Source organism: Bacillus sp. CR71, from assembly GCF_003429245.1.
In the GTDB taxonomy this organism is placed as follows: Bacteria; Bacillota; Bacilli; order Bacillales; family Bacillaceae_G; genus Bacillus_A; species Bacillus_A thuringiensis_S.
In genome coordinates this window covers 2,806,893-2,827,884 of record NZ_CP031748.1, presented here as the reverse complement: position 1 = coordinate 2,827,884, position 20,992 = coordinate 2,806,893, and the positions used below count along the sequence as shown (strand labels likewise).

The window sequence follows — 20,992 nt, the reverse complement described above, 5'->3', positions numbered from 1 at the left end:
TAGTTACGACTATTTCCCCCGCTATTTACGGGCAGTAAAACCCCCAACGATTAAAGTTTCACTTTATTTAAAAGAGATTCAATAACTGCAATTACTTCTTTTGAACCACCACATTCTAAAAAGCTATCATTAAGTTTTCGTATACCATGCTTATACTTTTCGTTTGAAAGAACATCTGTTACAGCCTCTTTTAAAGTGTGCACATTAACATGTTCTTTCAATAGTCTACGCGCTGCTTCCAGTTCAGTTAATCTTTGCGCTATCATAGGCTGATCTTTATCATGCGGTATTATTACAAATGGGACATTATAATGAATGGCATCGTGTACGCTATTCATGCCGCCATGTGTAATAAAAATATCCGCTTCATTTAATATTTCTGATTGAGGTACGTATGGAGCAATTATAAAATTATCTGGTGCTTTCTTAATTTTAGAAATATCATTTCTATCACCAATTGCCATTACAACTATCCCATCAAAATCTGAAAAAGTATCAATACAAGTATTAAAGAATGGTTCGAGTCCTTCAAGCAGTGTTCCCATTGAAATATAAATAACTTTCTTCTCTTTAAGTGATTCCAGTGGAAACTTTATATTTGTTTTACGCTTTGAAATACTCGGTCCAATAAAAATGTTATTTTCTCCGAACGATTCGCTATTAGGTTGGAAATAACGACTTGTGTATACGAGACAAACATCACCCTTATTATTCATAAATTGAAGATTATTCTTTGGTTTTACTCCAAATTCATGTTCCATCTGGTTTAGTAATTTTTCAGAGATCTCCTCTGGTTGGAATGGTATATCTGCATTTGGATGAAAAGGTAATGTCTTCAAAAACTCTGAAGGAATTAAAAATATAGGCGAGGACACTACACCTGGAACTTGTAAATACTCCTTTACTAACTCTCCCGCACCAAATATATCATAAATTACGAAATCAAAATTTATGCTTTCACTTAATTGTTTCGTAATTTCTAATATATATAAAGAAGTTTGAACATGCACATGAAAGAAAGCATTTAACCCAGATGAGGTTTCAGCATCAATAGAAATCTCCTTTAATAGATCCGGATGTGTATGTACAGTAGCTCCTAAATCTTCAATCCTATCTTTAAAGTTTGCAGTTGTAATATAATGTACGTTATCCCCTCGTTCAGTAAAGGCTTTCACTAAATTTAATGTAGGGTTTACATGTCCCTCTGCTGGAAAATTAACTACTAAAATATTTAGCACTTATTCCTCACTCCTTACATTTCACTGTTTTAATTAAAGCATACTGTTATTTGTACATGTAATCGTCCCCTAATAGTCCTAAAATGCTTGCTACATTATGTTGATAAATAATTTTCAGTCATCAACATAAAAAAAGCATCTACCTATGTAGATGCCTAACCGTGATAAGGAGTGTTCTGTGAGGTTAGAACAAGCTTCTCTGCTTGTCCTATGCTATCAATATATGATTTATTTTATAAAACGTGAATAGTTAATAGAATTATTTTATCCATTTTATATGATCAAATGGATAAAATACCATTTCTACTTTACCTATTATATTTGACTCATCAATAAGTCCAAGTGTATTCCTACTATCTTTACTATGATTACGATTATCACCTAACACAAATAATTTATGCGTAGGAACTTTTATTTCTCTCAAATTTGAAAAACGATTGGATACTTGTGACATATCTAAATGTATATACGATTCATCACGCTTTTTACCGTTAATAAATACCTCACCCTCTTTTAGTTGTATGTTATCCCCCGATAATCCAATAATTCGTTTCACATAGTAAGTAGGCTCGTCTTCTTTTTTTATAATGACAACATCTCCATGATGAAAAGACGATAAACAGACGTTTACCTTATTAACAAGTATATAATCTTTTTCATTCAAAGTAGGTTGCATTAAAATTCCTTCTACCATACAAAATAAAAATGACTTATTAATAAAAATAACCCCTATTATAATTAAGATGTAGCTACATATGTTCCTCCAATATTTTAGAATAAACGGCTTCATATATACCTCATTTCTAATCTATTCCCAGATAAAAACGCCTCTAGTTCACATGAATGCTAGAGACGTTTCGTCCATTTTAATTCTCTTTAGAGGCATCTGTTTTTGGCGCTTCACCAGTTAATCGCTTATTTTTCAAATCAAAATAAGCATCTAAAACTTCTTTTCCAATATCGGAGTTAATGCCCGATTTATCATTTTCAACCCATGGTACTACAACAGAAAATGCTACTTCTGGATCATCATATGGCGCATATCCAGCTAATGTTAAGTTATAACATTCTCTACGATCGCCTTTCGCATTTCGCCCAATTTCATTTTCTCCACCATATACAGTTTGTGCGGTCCCTGTTTTACCAGCTGGTTTATATGGTGCTTTTTGGAACGCTCTTACTCCCGTTCCATCTCCTTCTTGAAATACTTTTCTAAATCCTTCTTTTACTTGATTAATATATTCTTGTTTCATATCGATTCTATTTAAAACAACGGGTTCTATTGATTGTACTACTTTACCAACCTCATCTTTTTGAACGGTTTGTTCTCTAATCTCTTGAACAATTTGTGGTTTCATTCGATACCCTCCATTTGCGATAGTCGAAATATATTGTGCAAGCTGAAGTGGTGTATATGTATCATATTGTCCAATAGAATAATCTAATAAGAAACCAGGCTGATTATCTTTTCTTCCAATTTGTCCTGCAGTTTCATTCGGTAAATCAATACCAGTTTGTACGCCTAGTCCAAATTGCCTGAAATAATATCTCATTTTATCAAAATATTCTTGTTTAATATCTAGTGAACTATTTTTCACATAATCCACACCAGCAATTTTTAATGCTATATTAAACATATAAACGTTTGAAGAAACTTGTAACGCTCTTAGATCGTCTATATCACCAAAATTTTTCCAAGACTTCTTTTCCTTAGTTCCTTTAAACTTCATAGGTGCATCATAAAAATGTGTTCCAGGAGTTATTGCATTTGTTTCAAACCCTGTTAACACTGTCGCACCTTTAACCGTTGATCCAAGCTCATATGAACTTGTCAGCGTGCCTAAAGCATAATCTTCTACTTCCATTTTCCCATCTTTTTCTACAAGCCTTTTCCCAGCCATTGATAATACTTGGCCATTTTTAGGATTCATCATCACTACGAAAGCACGGTCTAACATTGATTCTGATCCTTTATATTGTTTTAATATTTTTTCTATACTCTCCTCTACTTTTTTTTGCAATTCCATATCTATGGTTAAAGTTAAATTTTTACCGCTTTTTCCTTCCGAAACCGTTTCCGTTCTCATTGTATTGCCTTGTTTATCAGCAATGCTTCTTACTTCTTTTTTCGTACCATGAAGTACATCTTCGTATTGCTGTTCGATATAACTTTTGCCGACCCTATCATTTCGGCTATAATCACGCACTAAATAATAATCTAATCTTTCACGTGGCAATCCTTCATCAGCATTTGAAACGTTACCAAGAACGGAACGAAATAGACCATCATTTACATAGATTCTCTCCCAATCAACTGATGCGTCTACCCCTGGAAGTTTCGCTAAATTTTCACTAATCACCGCATATTCCTGTTCACTAACGTCCTTTTTAATAATTTGAGGTGCCATCTGAAAACCTGAGGTCATTTTACTTTTAATAGCTAACACTTCTATATCTTTAGCCGTTAGTTCTTGAAGATTTTTATCTGTAACGCGCTTCCTTTTTAAATCTTCTATTTTTTTGTCTAGCTCTTTTCCGGTAATATCCTTATCTCGGAACTTATCTATTTCTTTTTTTGATACTAAGTCTTGAGTAAGTTCTGGATTTAATTGCATCCAAAAGTCTTTCTTATCAGTCTCAGTTAACTTATCTATATCTTCTTGCGGCATTTCAATAATGTCTGCAAGTTGTCTTGCTGATTTTAATATTTCTTCTTGTTTTACACCTTTCACCTTTGTATATGTAATCGTACGTAAAGATTTATTATCAACTACTGGATTTCCTTCACGATCAAATATTTTCCCACGTGGTACAGAAAGGCCCACGGTTGTATTTTCTCTCTTCTCTACTTCATTTTTATATGTTTCTCCATCAAAGATTTGCACTTTTCCTAACTGAATAATGATGCCAGAAAATAATAAAAAAACACAAAGGAATAAAATATTTAACCGGAGAGGTACTACTCTACCACTCTTCTTCTCTTGTTTTTTCACCTTGTCATAATCTCCTCCTTACAATATTCCAAATAATAATCACTTTTCTATATTAAAAGTAATGTACAATTTTTATACATTGCTTTGTACAAATATTAATATAATGTTTAAAACTTAATAGAAATTAAAACAAATGTAAAGAAAAGATAAAGTTTACTAAATTAAATATAAAAAATACCCAATAACAAAAAGATTAGCTTTCACTAATCGCTTTGTTATTGGGTATTAATTGATTTAAGAATTACTACTAGTGCGTATTGCTATACATTTATCGTCACAATTAGAAAAAGATTGTTTACTTTGTACTTTCGGTAAGTAAATTGTTACTGTTGTCCCGACACCAACCTCGCTCATGATACTAATTGTCCCTTGATGACTTTCAATAATTTTATAACTTAACATTAATCCAATACCAGTCCCTTTTTCTTTCGTACTATAAAAAGGTTCACCTAATCTCTTAATTCTTTCTTCAGGTATTCCTATTCCTTCATCTATTACATGAATGATGACACCATCATCATTTATTTCTTTTATGTGAATTGAAATTTCCCCACCATTTGGCATAGCTTCGATTGAATTTTGCAAAATATTAATAAATACTTGTTTCAATTGATTTTCCGAGCATTCAATAATTATATCTTTGTCATCCGTAAATAGTTCAACTTGAATATTTGTCATAATTGCTTTTGTATTCATTAACGATACGACATTTTTAAAAATTTGATAAATATTTTTCTTTTCTGTATTTATCTCATCTGTTTTAGCAATTGACAAAAATTCTTGCAGGATCGCTTCTATCCTTTCAATTTCAGAAAGCATAAGATCAAAATATCTTTCTTGATCTTCTTTATTAATTTGGAATAACTGTATAAAACCTTTAATTACAGTTAAGGGATTTCTTACTTCATGAGCTACCCCAGCTGCTAATTGACCAATTGCTGCAAGCGTATCTGATTTGTTTAGCAATTCTTCTGTCTTTTTTCGCTCTGTAATGTCACGTACAATAATCATAATTTTATCATGTAATAATGGTAAGCACCTAGCTTCAAAGAAATCAATACTTCCATTAAGTGTGAGTGGATATTCTACAATTACATTCGTTCCTTTTTCCTTCACTTGATTAATGGCTTCCTGAAACTGCTGTACTACTGAAGATGGTAATACTTCGTAAAACTTTTTTCCCATAAAAGCTTCTGCGGGTACGTAAAACTTTGTAGGAGATCCTGCTTTGTAATCTATAATTGTGCCATCATCTTCTGTTAAGAAACATAAATCTGGTAAAGCTTTAAATATTAATTCCAGTTCAGATGTTTGTTGTTTTAACTGCTCTTCTATCGCTTTTAAATGTGTAATATCTACACCAACAGCCCAATAACTATATCCTGTTACAGGAAACTGTTCTGATATATTAGACCACATTATTGTTTTGATTTCACCATTTTTACATGTTAAGTGCATTTCCCAATCTCTGAAATTTTTTCCACAAGTTAAAAATTTCTTTTGTATTTGCTGGCGATAACTATGATCAGGATATAATAATTGAAGTGCATTTGGATTTCCAATTATTTCTTCAGCGGTATAACCTGTTACAATTTCACATTCTCGGTTCCACAAAACAAAATCTCCATTATAATCAAGCGCATCGACCATAACAGGCATGTTTTGTAAAATCGTATGTAGTTCCTCCTCTTTCTGAGAAAGCAACGTTGTTTTTTTACTTTGAATTACTTTTATTGCGCCATCTAAAATTAAACTTGAGAGCATTTCAAAGTATTTTTGACAACTGAAAATTTCGCTTTTTTTGGACCATACAACAAAAGATCCTAAATGTTGATTGTATAAGAAAATGGGGATTTCAATCTTTGGAAGTTTACTCTTAATTATCTCATTCATTCCGAATGAAAAAATACACTCTTTTTCAGCATCAAGAAGTTGATGTGATATGTTAGTTAATTTATAAAATTGTTCTGCCATGGTTTCTATTGTACTCACATCAATAAGTTCCATTAGCCGCGAATTCATTCCTTTTTCACCTCAATATGTAAAATTAATACAAATCTAAAATTCATACTTCTCCATTATACGAAGAAAGCTAGTGTAGGTATATAGCTGTAGAATAATTATTCGCACAAATTTTATTTTTCAATTAAAATAAGAAAAGAATGTATATACTGAATATACCTTTAATTAGTAGATATTTCGTTCATTCCTCCTTACATTCACTGAATTTTTCCTTGAGGGTCATACGCGTCACTAATAACGGTATAAAAATGCAACAAGTATAAAATTCATAAAATATTCACAAATTTCATGAAAAATATAAACATTTATTCCAATATATTCTATATAATGAAATGTAATAAGGCTTCTATGAATCTCATAGAATACCTTACCCCTAATAAAAAAGAAAAAAGAATCCCTTTGGATTCTTTTTTCTTTTTTAATTACATTACATATTTATATAAAGCATGTGCCACACCATGTTCTTCATTTGATAACGTTTCGTATTTACAGATTGTTTTTATTTCTTCAACTGCATTACCCATCGCAATTGATATGTTCGCTTTTTCCATCATAGAAACGTCGTTTAGCCCATCACCTATCGCTACAGTGTTTTCAACTGGAATATTAAGATATTCTGCTAAAGTATATAATCCATTCCCTTTTTGAGCATCTCTATGATTAATCTCTAAATTGTGCCAATATGAAGATGTAATTGCTAAATCTGTATTATGAATAAATGTTTCTTTTAGTTTTTTTAATTTCTCAATATCATAAGAAAATGGTAATAGTTTATGCACATGTATATCTGTTTCTACAATTGGCTTACAACTTTCCGCACTATGAAACGCTGTATGCTCAAGATATAATGCTGCGATTGTTTTTAACTCTTTCAAGTCGAAATTTTCTTTTGAATTCTTCACATACTCAATTTCATTACGTACACTCTCTACTCCATAATCCGGTACATACACACCTTTATCAGTATAAAGCTGATAATATAAACCATTCTCTTCAAGATATTCCACAATTTCAAGTGCCTGCATATTTTGAATTGGATATCTCTTCATCATTTTCTTATCTTTATATATAAGCGCACCATTTTCCGCAATGATTGGACACTCTAAATCAACTTCTAACAATAATCGTTCAATATCAACAATAGAACGTCCAGTACAAATTGCTACAACATGGCCAGCTTCTTGACATGTTCGAATTGCTTCTGCATTTTCTTTACTAATCATTTTATTCCCCGAAAGAAGAGTTCCATCTAAATCAATTGCGATTAATTTCATTATTTCTTCACCACTTTCTATAAATACACGAGTTCTAATTAATTATTAGGTATCGTTTTCATACAATCCTCGTGAGGTACTTCTTATTTATAATTTATGAAAAGCGTTTCAGGTCAAGAAATAATTAAAAATAAAATCCAAAGCTTTTCTTTTTAAAAAGCTTTGGATTTCAAACTATGAATTATAACTAATGTATTTTGTCTCACACATGTACACATTTTTTTCTTCAGTTGGGATATATACTTTAAACTTTTCTAACCGTTTTCCATAGATATGAATTGTGATAACGCTTTCCTTTTTGCTAATTTCAAGAATATGACAATCCGCAGGTGGAATGACTTTATCGGTTTCTCCTTCTCCCAAATATAGATTTCCTGTATGTGTTAAATAAACAAGTGAATTTCCAAGTTGTTTCGTTTGTATAAAGTTCTGCACCATTATCCTTCCTGAAAAGACGCCTTCTACCCCCCATGTGCCGTCATGATCATGTAAAGGTGTAGATTGTCCATCTTTCCATACGAGAGCTAGTACTTCAAAACGTTTGAGCGGATCCTCATACAATAAATGTCGTGCATATTGAGTCGAATTCGCCTTCTGTTTATCTAACGGAAGCCATGTTTTCTTTTCTAAAAGTTCTTCTAGTAACTTTTCAATGCCACACACTATTTCTTCTTCAAATAAACCGTTTTCCATAAGATCTGTAACACCTTTAATAAACTTTTGAAATGATTTACTTCCATTACAAGTCAACATAGGAATCCTCCTCTACGTTTTATACAACTCCATATTAAGGTAATTACCTGAAACTCACAATTGAGAAACAAAAAACAAGATGCAAATGTATGCACCTTGTTGAGATTTTTATTTGGCTTTCAATCGAATAGGTAAGTATTTTAATGTTTGTTCATTTTCCAATATACATTTTTCTAAACAGAAAGATGGAGATAGCTCTATTTTTTCAAAAGCATTTATAAAGGTAGTTAATGCAATCTCAGCTTCTAAACGTGCAAGTGGTGCTCCTAAGCAAAAGTGAGGACCTTTCCCAAAGGTTAAATGCTTTTCATTTCCTATTCGATGTACATTAAATTGAGAGGGGTGTGAAAATTTTTTCTCATCTAAATTCGCTGCACTAACCCACGCAACAATCATCTGATCCTTTTTCATTAAAGGGCCAAATATATTTGTATCCTCTGTAATCCTCCGGGCCAATGTAACAGGAAAGCGATAGCGTAATACTTCCTCAATCGCTTTTGAAATTAAGCTAGGGTTTTTTCTTAAATCTTCATAAATTCCAGGTGAATCTACTAAAAAGCAATAAAAGCTATTAATAATTAAATTTGTAGTGGTTTCATTCCCAGCCGCTAGTAAACCTAATGAAAAGGTTACAATTTCTTCATCGGTTAATCTTTCTCCTTCATATTCAGCTCGAATTAAATCGGAAATGATATCATCAGTTAAATGATATCTCTTTTCCTGAACGATCGGTAGAAGATATGCCTTGAATTCATTTAATGCTATCCCTTTCTCAGCATCCAGATCATTAAACTTTTCTTTACTATACGGCATAAATAAAATATCAGACCATTCTTTAATTTTTTTACGATCTGTTGTTGGGACTCCTAATAAATCAGAAATAACGGTAACAGGTAAAGGGGCAGCAAACTGTTCAACGATATTAACTTCACTATATTTTTCGATATGCTGTACAAGTTCATCTGCGATAGCCTGTATTCGAGGTTTCCACTGTTCTAGACTTCTTGGAGTAAATGCCTTAGAAACAATGGAACGTGCATTGCGATGTTCTGGTGGATCTGTAGAGTTTATATTTATTCTAGTTTCTAATGGAGGGATTGAGAATTGTCTGCGCTCCCTTCTACTTGAAAATAAGCGATAATCTGATAAAACACGATTTACATCATCATATAAAAAAACATTCCATACATCCTGCTCTTCATCATAATGAACTGGGTGATTATCCCTCATCAAACGATACCATTCATATGGATTCCATAATTCTTCTTTTGTTTTCAGCTTTGAAATTTCATGAACTAAAATAACATTTTCAGGTGAAGCCATAGTTCTTTCCTCCCTTTTCTTTTACAATAAAAGTGATAGGTCGGCAGTTCAAAGTTGTATAAACTATCATATGTTATTTTAACATATACTAAAGGAGATTTTTCATTAGAGGACTTGAGAAATATATAAGGGGGATTTTTATGTACGTTGACATTTTACTACTAGCAGAATTAACGACAGGACCAAAACATGGATATGAAATCAAAAAAAATGTTCAAAATCGTTTAGGTGAGAATTTTGAATTAAATCACAACATGCTTTACCCTGCCCTTCGGCGCTTTGAAAATATGGGTGCTATAACGAAAAAAATACATAAACAAGTCGGAAAACCAAACCGAAATATGTACGATATAACAGAAACAGGAGAAGAAATTTTTTCTGAAATGTTACGAGATTTTCCCGAAAAACTTGCGACAAACAATGCAGAATTCCTTGTTCGTATCGCACTATTTGAAAAACTTGACTATGAGGCTAGAAAAGAGATTTTAACTATACGCCAAAACGTACTACATAATCAGCTTACTGCTATTCAGTCTCTAGAGGTTACCTCATCTTTTATTACTGAAGTCATTGAATTTAGTAAATCACGAATTGAACATGAGTTGACTTGGATTACATCACTTATGAAAAAAATATGAAAAAATAACAAGAAAATTTAAAAACAATGAATGAAAATGATATTTATTATCAATACTATAATTAATAAAAGGGCAACCACGATTTGGCTACCCTTAAACAATTTACACTTCTGGATCGAAAGTTTTGCAATCTGTTTCTTCCGTTGTAGATGCATGTTTACCTTTATGACTTACTACGTAAATTGCCTCTGCACTACATTTATTACCATTCGCCCAAAATTTACAGTTGTTTACTTCACATAAAACGTCTTGTGCCATAGTATCACACCTCCTTGTTCTATTATCATTAACAAAATTCGGAGGTATGATACTCTTTGTCATGCATTTTTTATTCCCTTTTTAGTTTTCTTAATGATTCAATATCTCCTCGTACAATCACATCTATATTTTCAGTTATTTTTTCAATGTCAAAATGCCACCATTGAATTTGCAATAATTCTTGAATTGTTTCATTTGAAAATCTCTCTTTTATTTTATTTGCAGGGTTTCCACCAACAATTGTATATGGTGCGACGTCTCTAGTCACAACAGATTTAGCTGCAATGATTGCACCATCCCCTATTTTTATTCCGGGCATAATTGTTGTATCCATACCAATCCAAACGTCATTTCCTATAACTGTATCACCTTTGTAAGGTAAATCAGACAAACTAGGTGTATACTTCTCCCACCCATTTCCAAATATATTAAATGGATATGCCGAAAATCCATCCATCCGATGATTGGCTCCGTTCATAATAAAGTTAACTCCAGATGCAATACAACAAAACTTTCCAATAATAAGGCGATCTCCAAGAAATTCATAATGATGTAATACTCGATTTTCAAATTTTTCTCCATCTTTCGCATCATAATAAGAATAGTCACCAACAAGTATATTAGATTTTGTTATTGTATTTTTTATAAATTGAACGTTTTGATTTCCTTCAATAGGGTATTTAATATTTGGATTAGGATTCATTCTGTACAGCACTTCCTTTACCACTTATTTCACTTTCTATCGCTATTACTGGCTTTAAATTGTATATAGGTATAATAAACAATAATCCAATTATAAAAAGTAAAGCCGTCCCTTCATACATCATACTTAATGAAAACATCTCTTTTAATGAGCCAGCTATACTCATCGTTACTACCATTGAACCGGTAAATAGTGGACTTAAAATACCATTTACACGACCTATAAAATCGGTATCGCTATTTTGAATAATAAGCGTATTAATACCAATTTGGATACAAGGAAGAGCTAAACCACTAAAAAGCTGCGCTGTAAGTGTAACCCATAAATTTGTAGAATACCCTATAATGCTAATACCAATTGCTTGACCAAGCATACCGATAATTAACATCTTTTGCGGAGCAACGTTTTTCGCAAATACCATCGCTAATGCCCCGCCAACAATCATTCCCGCACCATTTACTGTTAGTAGCCACTGTAAACTCTCTTTTGATAATCCTAACTGCTCAGTCACAATAAATATACCTAATGGCTGAATTAATCCTATACCTAGTCCTGCAGCCATAAAACAAAGCCCCAGCAAAGTTAATGCTTTTTTCTTTTTGACATACTTAATACCGTCCTTCATCTCCTGCAACAGAGTGATATCTTTCTTTTCTACGTCGTTTTCAAGATCTTTCGGAAGAAATAACAATACAACTGCCGCAAGTACAAACGAGATGCCTGTTATGATGATTGAAATATAAATTCCAAAACTATGAAAGATAAATGTCCCTAGGATTGGTCCTAATACCATAAATATTGCAAATATCGTTTGATATATAGACATTGCTAATTGAATTTGTTCCGTTGATAAATGTTGTTTAAACAACTTCATTCCAGATGGTTGTGAAAACTGTGAAAGGATTGCAGAGATGAGTGTCACAAAAAACACAATTTTCCACGTTCCAAACATAAGCGTAATTAATACAGCGAATACTGAAATGGAACTTAACGTCTCACACCATATCATTGTCTTCTTTGGCTTCCACCTATCAGCAAAAGTACCGCCAATAAATGAAAAAATAAAAATTGGAGCGAATTCAGCAACTGAAATCATCGAAATAGCAAAAGCATCACCTTTTGTCATTTCCATTACATATAGTAATACCGCAAAGTTTCGAACCCATATTCCTATTTGTAAAAATAATGCTGATGCTAAAATCCCTTGAACAAACCGATTTTTTAATACTTGTGATACCCCATTGTTTTGTTTCGTTACTACATTTGTCGACATAAAAAAGCCTCCTATTTCATGTTCTGAACAGGAGGCAGCACAAATCATATAAAAAGACTATATATTCGCAGAGCGAAATACATCCCTTTTCTATAAATGTACAGACTAACCCTATTCAGAAGAATATTTCGTTTTTTAACGAAGATCTCTTACAAATAGAATTAGTTGATCATTGGGATGTCTTCACCCTTCCGTTTCGAATTTAAATAACACATACATACTCTATGTAAATCATTTTCGATGTATGCATGTCTCCTTTTACTATTCTAGAAAGTTAAAGGCAATTCCTCTAAAGAACGCATTAAATAGTTACCTTGCCATTTAATTTCTTCACGATTCCCTTTTATTTGTAGTTCAGGCATTCGATTAAACAAAGTAGTAATAGCAATCTTTGCTTCCAACCTAGCAAGTGGAGCGCCTAAGCAGAAATGGCTCCCATGACCAAAGGCAATATGACGATTATTTTCCCGAGTAATATCGAATACTTCTGGGTTTTCAAATACAGTTTCATCACGGTTTGCAGAAGCTAAGGCAATGACAACCATATCTCCTTTTTCGATTGTTTGGTCGTGAATTTGAAAAGGTTCATCTGCCCATCTTGAAGTTGTAACCTCAACTGGAGAATAATATCGTAGTCCTTCCTCAATAGCGGCATCAATTAATTTTGGATTTTCTTTTAATAACTGTAATTGATCTGGATTTTCGAGGAGCGCTAATACCGTATTTGTTATTAAATTTACCGTTGTCTCGTGTCCCGCCACAATTAGTAACATTATCATTGAATATAGTTCCCGAGCGCTAAGTTTATGCCCTTCACTCTCTGCAAGTATTAAAGCACTCACCAAGTCTTCTTTTGGCTCTTTTCGTTTAATATCAACTAAATATTGAAGATATGTAATAAACTCAGATAGTTGCTTTTCAGTTTCTTTTATTTCTTCTGGTGTTTCTGGGTAAGCAATGACAGCATGAGACCAAATTCTAAATTTCGCTTGATCTTCTTTTGGAATGCCAAGCATTTCACTTATTACAATAATCGGTAAAGGGAACGAATAATCATCAACAAGATTTAATGAACCCTTTCGCTCGACTTCATTTAACAAATCACCTGCAATATCCTGTATTCTTCCTTCCAATTGCGTGATCATCTTCGGTGTAAAAGCTTTTTGTACGAGTGATCGTAAACGATTATGGTTAGGTGGATCTGAATTTAACATATGAGTAGTTAAATAATCACTATTGTCAACAGTAAGAAACACATTCAATGTATCTTGAGAAAATACATTGGCTGGATCTTTTTTTAAGCGACTATCTTTTAAAAGTGGCAAAGCATCTTCATATCTTGTGATAAGCCATTCCGCACCTAGTTCAGTTTTATTCACAAATAAGATAGGTTGCATTTTTCTAGATTCTTTATAAATTTCATACGCATCTTCTTTAAATTGAGCTGAAGCTAAATTAATGCCCTCCTCTATTTTTAGTCCAACCTTGTTTTTCATTGACATTGTATTCCCTCACTCTCATTTGTTTTTGAAAACCAACCCAACATATGCATTATACTCTAATAAAAACGTGAAAATTGTAAATTTTTAACCAAAATCTTACTTCGTATATTGAAAAATAAAAAAGTGAGAGAGTAAAATCGTTTCACTCTCCCACTACTCTTTATGCGAAGCACATAAAATTACTAATTTGTTGATAGCGATAACTTACTTTACGACGACGACCACCTTGCCAAGTGTAACCTGATACTCCGTTTCTTCTCACTTCAGTCGGAAAGAACCATAAGTCCCTTCCGAAAGGACCAGGACGATGTAAACGTAAATAGCCCCATCTTCCTAGACAATTACACATCCATGATTTCATATTGCCCGCTTGAGATGGAGACGCAAAGGTAGACGGTAACGACGGAGCTTGCGACGGCGGTGGTGACGTTGGAGCATCTTCCGCATCATCTGGTCTGTAATCTTCTTGTTCCATATCTCTCGCTTCATCTACAGATTCATACCCGTAGTTTTGTGGATTATAATACATCGCTTGATCATATGGATAATTTTGTTGGTTATACATATTAACAAATCACCTACTTTTCATTCATTACCTTTAACATTTATATGTGATATGCCCTCTCTGGGAAGCTTATGTTATAGCCCAAATTCAACTTAAAAAGCTCGTATTATTAAAAATACGAGCCTTTCAAAAATAGAAGGTGTTTATTATTTCCTTAACTTCACACTATAAAAACGCATTTCATCTAACGAACCTTCAAATTCAAATACTTCTTGTTTAATTAATTGTTTCAAGCGATATTCTAAGAAAGTATCTCCAACCAATTGTTCAACAAGACCAAGTGCTTCACCAATTACTCTAGGAGCTTTGAGGAATTCTCGATCAGCACCCACACTTTTCGCGCATTCAATTATAAATTGATCAAAATAATCTTCTTGTACAGAATATACTTCATTTTCTTTCCACACTCTTAAACATTCTACGCTTCCCGATATTCTATCCCATTCATGTTCAAACTTCATTCGCTTCTCTTCAGTTAAATAAGGTAACTTTGCAAAACTTTTTTGGAATAGAGCTAAACTTTCAGGTGGTAATTCTCCAGTTCCACGAATATCATACTCTTGTTTTAATATTTCTCGACTTGCTTCAGATGTATTAATAACTCGAATGTTTTTCTTATCCTTTAATTGTGCCATTACAAAACTTAGGCCTACATGTTCATGTGCATTATCAGCCTTCCAAATTGTAATAGGCGTTTCAACAGGAATAGTATGTAGTTCTTCTATAGTTGCTATAAATCTTGATAAATATTCTTCTTCAAAATAACTATCATAAGCAGTTAAATTATTTATTAACCACTTCTGTCTTGCTAGTTGCCCCCCATTCGTATGCAACTTATATATCGGTCCAATTGAAAAGAATTCAGAAAAAGCAACAACACTCTCTTCAGATAATTCTTCTTGACTTAACATATATGTTAAGCAACCAGCCGTTGAATCATCAAAAGCAATATGTACGTGCGTACTTTCTTTTACATTTCTTTTATAAGTAGGATTACTCGTTAATTGTTTCGGAATATCCATCAAATTTTTAATTGTATCTTCACTATAGTTTTCTTCTAATAAGTTTAACTGTATGAGAATACTTTGAAGTAAATCTTTAACCTCATCCTCGTACATATCCTCTACAGCATTTTTAATTTTATCTATCACACAAATCCCTCTATTCATTTCAAAAATAACGTAGATTATAGTGTATCATTTTAGTATAGTTCTTTAAAGTCAAATCCAGATTGCTAGAGCAATCTGGATTTTCAACAAATACTTTCCTTATATTTTTGAATTGCTAAATATTTTTACTTTGAAAATCCTTGTATCTAAATGTATAATTATATAAAAACAAAAATATAGGAGCTACATTTATGGAGAAAGTACTTACTAATTATAGACATTACTTAAAAAATTGGAGATTTATATTTATTTGCATACTACCTGTTATCGCCTTATTCGTTACTTTCTATGTCATCTTCGAACTACTGTTTCATCAAGATTTCTACTTATCTAACTTAATTTCTGCTATCATATTATTTTTAATATTTACTAATGTTAAAGATAAATTTAAAATTAAAGGCTAAAGAACATTATTTAAAAATAGCCCTTTATTCTTGCATCCTACTATAAAATAAGCCTTGCAGTAAATTTTTACAAAAATAAGAGCACCCTGCAATTGGATGCTCTTATGTGATTAGAAGTTTTTTCTGAGTATTAAGTAGGACACGAAGATCTTGTCCTACTACATAATATATGCATAGTCATTGCTAAAAAAATCTACTCAAATATTCACTATACAATTTCATATTTATAAATTAAAAAACATCCATTGGGGATGTTTTTTATCTAACGATTTTAAGCTTCCATAAACTTAGCCGGTACACCAATTTTTTCAACTACAGAAGATATATTAGTAGGATTAATCATTACATTTTCAATACATACTAATTTATTTTCTAATATCCCATTCTCTGTAGTAATAAGTTCTTCAAACCGATCTAAAGTCATTGAAAATTTGTGTTCACTTCCACCATTCATACTAACTTTTACATACTTCATAGTGTCACCGCCTTTCATAATAATTTACATTTCGACAAGAAGGCGCTTACACCCTTTTTTTATTTACTCTTGGATTTCTCACGTTTACATATATTTTGAGAAAAGAAACTACTATTATTTACTCACAAAATTATTACTAATAAGAAAGATAAAGATAAAAATGCACAAAGTGGAATATATAAACCAGTATCCATTCTAGCGAAGTGCGTATCTTTTTGTCGTTTAAAGATACCAAAATAATTAAACTCACCAATTACTCTAATAGAAAAGACGATCATACAAATCCAGGAACCGACTTGAATAATAACATTAGGAACTGCAAAATGAACAATATTTGCTTGTTGCAACAAAATTATCGCTGCCATACTTAATAATAATGCAATGAACAATGTCATTCCGGCACGAGGTGTAAACGCCTTTTCCCCTGATTTAGTTGGTATAACACTATTTGTCCCCCAATTACCTCCGAAACCCCAATATACATGTAAAAAGCTAACTAAGAATAATATACAAGCAGATATATATGTAATGATAAGCATTTTATCCTCCCCTTATTTTATTTAACTTCTCACCTATAAAATATGCTATCCCCCCCCTCATTAGCAACCTTTATTTAATTACATAAAAAAACCGTAATGATTTATCAATATTAAGATAAGTCATTACGGGGTTATTAAACTTCATTATGCATTAAACCTATTTCTTCGGCGTTCCATCCTTGTTTGACCTTGAACTTCATTTTCTTTGTATGGATCTATTTTCTCTGTCATTTTATATGTTGCAACTGGTTCTTCGTACTTATGCTCATGTATCTTTTCTGGAATTTTACTTTTAGATTCTTTCCCACCAAACTTAAATAGTTTCATCTTTAATTTCGGTAATCTCGGAAGACGAATCTTAAATGATAATCTTTTGCGTTTCTTTTTTGGTCCAAGTAGATTTATATTTTCTTTATTATTATCTTTCTCTTTGCGGTGAATGAACATCGCAAGTAATCCTCCTAATACAAGTCCTCCAATTAATAGTAATATATATACATAATGGCTTGTCATTAAACTCGTCATGCGTTCAAGTATGACTAACGACTGTACTTCTTTTATATCCCATAGTAAAGCGGCCCATAATGAGAATAATCCCAAAGTAAGTCCATATGTACGAAAACGAAATAAACATGGAATTAACGCGACACATGCAGCAATTTTCGCATTTGCTATGATTGAGCTTGTTGTAATATCCTGATGCCAAATAACTAACAGTAATGTTATAAATGGCGCATACGCTATCCAGCTGCATATACGTGAATACATCTTTTTAGCAAAATAACTACCGAAACTAGTAAAAAATAAAAGCCCTCCAATATATACAGATTGTTCTAGAGGGATTTGCTTTGTAAGTCCTGCAATTGGAAAGAGGACGCTCAGTAGCATTAAGAGCACATCTAATTTCTTCACCATTCCCCATTCCTTTCAAATTTTTTCAATTAATAAAAATCGCTTTTCCATTTGGTATAGTTTTTGTATTTCTAAAAAACATATTAATCCTGTCTGCACATAAAGTAAATATGTAAACGAAAAGATACTTGACAAATGATATCCTTATTTGCATAAAAAAATGACAAATCCTGATCGATATAACGAGCAGGATTTGTTTACTAGTATTTAAAGTAGAATAATTGAATCTTTCTTTTCTACTTTTACTACATCTACATCCAATTCATCATCAAATTCTTTAAATTCTCTTGCATCTATGTCAGTAATATAACTCTTTATTACTTTTTCCATATGTACGGAATATGTCATGTGTACATTCTTTTTCGAAAGCATACTAGAATTACAGCACATGTAATGTATCATTTTAGCGATATAATCCCTTTCTACAGGTTTTACACCTAATGGTAGAATTTCAATTATATATCGCTGAAAAACTTCACTACAATTAAGTGAATATTCACCAGTGCTATAATACATCCCTTTTTGATCTGCATATAAGCCTATTCTATCTAGAGCATCATCACATTCTATTACACCGTAGCTTGGTACATCAAAACCTGTATTTATTCTAATAATATTTAAGTTGGGAACCTTTAATACCTCTGGAACAATATCAGGTAAAATATCTGTATTAATTTCTTTATTTTGTAACTCTTTTATCCAATATTTTCTCAAATTTGCATCTACAATGAAGTAAACTTGTTCATTTTGTTCTTTTGCATATTGTACAATTTCCATTAATGTTTCGAAAACATATTGTTTAAAAAGAGCCCCCATATCATTTCTCTTTGATGGTTGTGATAAAAATGCATTATGTTTATTTATATTTAATAATACGTAATCAATCTTTTGCCACTCTGTATTCCCATATAATTTATATAAAATTTCTTTTCCTTTTATTTTTGAAAGAATAGGTAAGAAATCAAATTTCGATATTCGTTCAATTGATAAATTAACATATGTACAAGGTAAATTTATCTTATTCCAACTACGCTTCAAAAATCCTTTTTGTTCTAATAGACTAAAAACACTATTTACAATTGTTTTACGAGATACACTTTGGCCTATAAATAAATTAATAAATGTTGAAATACGATTTGTTCGTGCAAATCCCTCTCTAATGATTTGTTTTGGATCAATTTTTTCGCGTCCATCACAATTTTTCATTGCGATTAATGCTAATGTCGCATCACTGCGCTCACCCGCGGTAGCATAGACAGCTTTCGTAACATCATCTACAAGATTTGTTTTATATTTTTGACAATATTGCATTTTATATGGATTTTGTAACACCTTTTCAATATTGTATCTCACAATCTTTAATAATACTGGGAAATCTGTATTCAATACATAAGAATTTTCACCAATTTTAGTCAAAACAATTTCGCTATCAAGTAATGCTTGTTCTATTTCCAGCGCTATATTTTCAGACCAAACTTCTAATGTTAATGTCTCTAATCCTTTTGGTGCAAATAAAGGAAATAATTCATTTTTGTTATTTGTTGCTACCTTTTTACATTCTGGAAGTATTGTGAAATAAGAGAATTTACGCTGGAATTCTTTAAATAAATACTCTCTTTCCTTTACTTTTATACCTGGTTCTATTTTAGTACCTTGGACTTTATATATTCTTTCATTGTATGGAAATAACACCCTTTTATTTTCCCCGACAATATAATCTTTCGGATATTGGAGAATATGGTCTAAATCCAAATCTCCACCTATTTGAAAATCATCTTTTAAATTTCTAAATATCTTAATCCATTTCATGCCGGTTGTAGCTTGTTGCATTTTTAGTTTTACAAACCGTATTTTTTTATTATTTGATGCAAACTCTGGGGTAGAAATCAATATCATCCCTCGTTTTCGTCTGAAAAGTAAAGGAATATCTGGATGATTATATTCTTGATAAAATCTCCGAATCCCTATTGAAATATTTAATAATGGAGCGTTCTCACCACCACGAGTTATGCATTCGAATCGATATACATAGGAGAAAAAATCTTGTGTTTTTTCATCTTTTATTGGCCCTGACATCGCCTCACAAATATTTTGTGATCTAAGAGGAGAAAAATAGATTTCTTCTGCATTTGTATTTTCTAAATATATAGGACGCTCACAAAAAATATGTGAGATTAAAGCGGGCACCCACTTAGAATACGTTTCATTATCATGTAGTACTGGCAAATTAGAAATCAAATCGGATTGCCATTCATATTTTGGTGGCTCTACTAATTTATTTGGTTTCCAATCATGAATAATCTCATACCAACTTTGAAAAATATAATTGAGCTGCTCTTGTTTAATAGGTTCTTTTGATACAATCCATGGTGTATTTTCATTTAATACATACGGATTATGCTGAATAAACAATATATCAGAAAACATATCATACAGTCTTTCATTCAAACGTTTCAACTTACTCGTTAATAAAAACGTCTTATAATGTATCTCTACGATGTCCAGCCATTCAATAGGAAAGTATATAAATGATACCTTTTCATTTAAAAGAGGTTCTACTATATTTTCAAATGTTAACAACCTTAATTTTTTCATAAAATGATTCTTTCCTTTCTTCAGTTGTCTTGATTATCAAAAAGCTAGAACAAAAGTTACTTAATCTAATCCATTTAAACAAAGTATTTAAAAGAAAAGTAAAAACTATCTACATAAAACATTATCAAACCGACTCTTTTAAAAATTAAAAGTAATTATTATCTACAACACCTCTTAGTATTCGTAATTTAATACATTTAAATTATATAATATATATAATATATTGTACTTATCATTTACAATAACTTTACAGAAAAACCAAAAAAGAACACCTTAAATTGAAGTGACCCCTAAAAGTTAGACACGGTTATTTGATTAGGCAGCTTGATAAAAGTGAGTCCGGTATTGTACCGGGC

At 31.8% G+C, this 20,992-nt stretch carries 19 protein-coding genes; 2 read left to right on the top strand and 17 right to left on the bottom strand.

The features are described 5' to 3' along the window. Positions 1-50: 50 nt before the first annotated feature. From DOS87_RS14105 to DOS87_RS14075, 7 genes are all read right to left on the bottom strand, one after another. Positions 51-1,238 carry a macrolide family glycosyltransferase gene (locus DOS87_RS14105; protein WP_000932150.1) on the bottom strand — a complete coding sequence of 396 codons (1,188 nt, stop codon included), beginning with the start codon at positions 1,236-1,238 and terminating at the stop codon, positions 51-53. Positions 1,239-1,497: 259 nt separating this feature from the next. Next, positions 1,498-2,028: a signal peptidase I gene (gene lepB, locus DOS87_RS14100; RefSeq protein ID WP_208730368.1), complete on the bottom strand. Its 531-nt coding sequence runs from the start codon at positions 2,026-2,028 to the stop codon at positions 1,498-1,500. Between the two features lie 76 nt (positions 2,029-2,104). Further along, the gene (locus DOS87_RS14095; protein ID WP_000743784.1) at positions 2,105-4,231 is read right to left on the bottom strand and encodes a peptidoglycan D,D-transpeptidase FtsI family protein; all 2,127 of its coding nucleotides are present in this window, start codon (positions 4,229-4,231) and stop codon (positions 2,105-2,107) included. Between the two features lie 234 nt (positions 4,232-4,465). After that, the gene (locus tag DOS87_RS14090; RefSeq protein ID WP_001088546.1) at positions 4,466-6,253 is read right to left on the bottom strand and encodes a PAS domain-containing sensor histidine kinase; all 1,788 of its coding nucleotides are present in this window, start codon (positions 6,251-6,253) and stop codon (positions 4,466-4,468) included. Positions 6,254-6,675: 422 nt separating this feature from the next. After that, positions 6,676-7,527, bottom strand: a complete 852-nt coding sequence (locus DOS87_RS14085; RefSeq protein WP_000766389.1) for a Cof-type HAD-IIB family hydrolase — start codon at positions 7,525-7,527, stop codon at positions 6,676-6,678. Between the two features lie 174 nt (positions 7,528-7,701). After that, positions 7,702-8,280, bottom strand: coding sequence for a cysteine dioxygenase family protein (locus tag DOS87_RS14080; RefSeq protein WP_000954440.1), 579 nt, complete (start codon positions 8,278-8,280; stop codon positions 7,702-7,704). A 108-nt stretch (positions 8,281-8,388) separates the two neighbouring features. Then, positions 8,389-9,603, bottom strand: coding sequence for a cytochrome P450 (locus tag DOS87_RS14075; protein ID WP_017763211.1), 1,215 nt, complete (start codon positions 9,601-9,603; stop codon positions 8,389-8,391). A 140-nt stretch (positions 9,604-9,743) separates the two neighbouring features. On the opposite strand from DOS87_RS14075, the gene DOS87_RS14070 reads away from it, so the two are divergent. Next, entirely contained in the window at positions 9,744-10,241 is a 498-nt protein-coding gene (locus tag DOS87_RS14070) for a PadR family transcriptional regulator (protein ID WP_000289119.1), read from the top strand. Between the two features lie 102 nt (positions 10,242-10,343). On the opposite strand, the gene DOS87_RS14065 is transcribed toward DOS87_RS14070, so the two are convergent. The 6 genes from DOS87_RS14065 to DOS87_RS14040 form a co-directional block, all read right to left on the bottom strand. After that, positions 10,344-10,499 (bottom strand): DUF1540 domain-containing protein, encoded by a 156-nt coding sequence (locus tag DOS87_RS14065; protein ID WP_000046095.1) that lies wholly within the window; start codon positions 10,497-10,499, stop codon positions 10,344-10,346. A 70-nt stretch (positions 10,500-10,569) separates the two neighbouring features. Continuing rightward, a complete protein-coding gene (locus DOS87_RS14060; RefSeq protein ID WP_098577825.1) occupies positions 10,570-11,202 on the bottom strand; it encodes a Vat family streptogramin A O-acetyltransferase in 633 nt (210 codons plus the stop codon). Next, positions 11,192-12,475 carry an MFS transporter gene (locus tag DOS87_RS14055; RefSeq protein WP_000106404.1) on the bottom strand — a complete coding sequence of 428 codons (1,284 nt, stop codon included), beginning with the start codon at positions 12,473-12,475 and terminating at the stop codon, positions 11,192-11,194. Before DOS87_RS14055 ends, DOS87_RS14060 begins: the two co-directional genes overlap by 11 nt. A gap of 266 nt (positions 12,476-12,741) precedes the next feature. Continuing rightward, complete coding sequence (gene cypA / locus DOS87_RS14050; protein WP_000062094.1) at positions 12,742-13,977, bottom strand: cytochrome P450; 1,236 nt, start codon at positions 13,975-13,977, stop codon at positions 12,742-12,744. 160 nt (positions 13,978-14,137) lie between these two features. Then, positions 14,138-14,542: a hypothetical protein gene (locus tag DOS87_RS14045; protein WP_000282691.1), complete on the bottom strand. Its 405-nt coding sequence runs from the start codon at positions 14,540-14,542 to the stop codon at positions 14,138-14,140. A gap of 146 nt (positions 14,543-14,688) precedes the next feature. After that, positions 14,689-15,693 (bottom strand): DUF1835 domain-containing protein, encoded by a 1,005-nt coding sequence (locus DOS87_RS14040; RefSeq protein ID WP_000565700.1) that lies wholly within the window; start codon positions 15,691-15,693, stop codon positions 14,689-14,691. Between the two features lie 209 nt (positions 15,694-15,902). On the opposite strand from DOS87_RS14040, the gene DOS87_RS14035 reads away from it, so the two are divergent. After that, positions 15,903-16,115, top strand: a complete 213-nt coding sequence (locus DOS87_RS14035; RefSeq protein ID WP_000416836.1) for a hypothetical protein — start codon at positions 15,903-15,905, stop codon at positions 16,113-16,115. Between the two features lie 271 nt (positions 16,116-16,386). Here DOS87_RS14035 and DOS87_RS14030 read toward each other — a convergent pair whose 3' ends face one another. The 4 genes from DOS87_RS14030 to DOS87_RS14015 all read right to left on the bottom strand — a co-directional run bounded on the left by DOS87_RS14030 (position 16,387) and on the right by DOS87_RS14015 (position 20,636). Further along, positions 16,387-16,590 (bottom strand): hypothetical protein, encoded by a 204-nt coding sequence (locus DOS87_RS14030; RefSeq protein WP_000878369.1) that lies wholly within the window; start codon positions 16,588-16,590, stop codon positions 16,387-16,389. Between the two features lie 122 nt (positions 16,591-16,712). Continuing rightward, positions 16,713-17,129 (bottom strand): DUF3995 domain-containing protein, encoded by a 417-nt coding sequence (locus tag DOS87_RS14025; protein WP_000905578.1) that lies wholly within the window; start codon positions 17,127-17,129, stop codon positions 16,713-16,715. 144 nt (positions 17,130-17,273) lie between these two features. Then, positions 17,274-18,041, bottom strand: a complete 768-nt coding sequence (locus DOS87_RS14020; RefSeq protein ID WP_014894749.1) for a DUF3959 family protein — start codon at positions 18,039-18,041, stop codon at positions 17,274-17,276. A 207-nt stretch (positions 18,042-18,248) separates the two neighbouring features. Then, positions 18,249-20,636 carry an RNaseH domain-containing protein gene (locus tag DOS87_RS14015; RefSeq protein WP_081143677.1) on the bottom strand — a complete coding sequence of 796 codons (2,388 nt, stop codon included), beginning with the start codon at positions 20,634-20,636 and terminating at the stop codon, positions 18,249-18,251. Between the last annotated feature and the right edge of the window lie 356 nt (positions 20,637-20,992).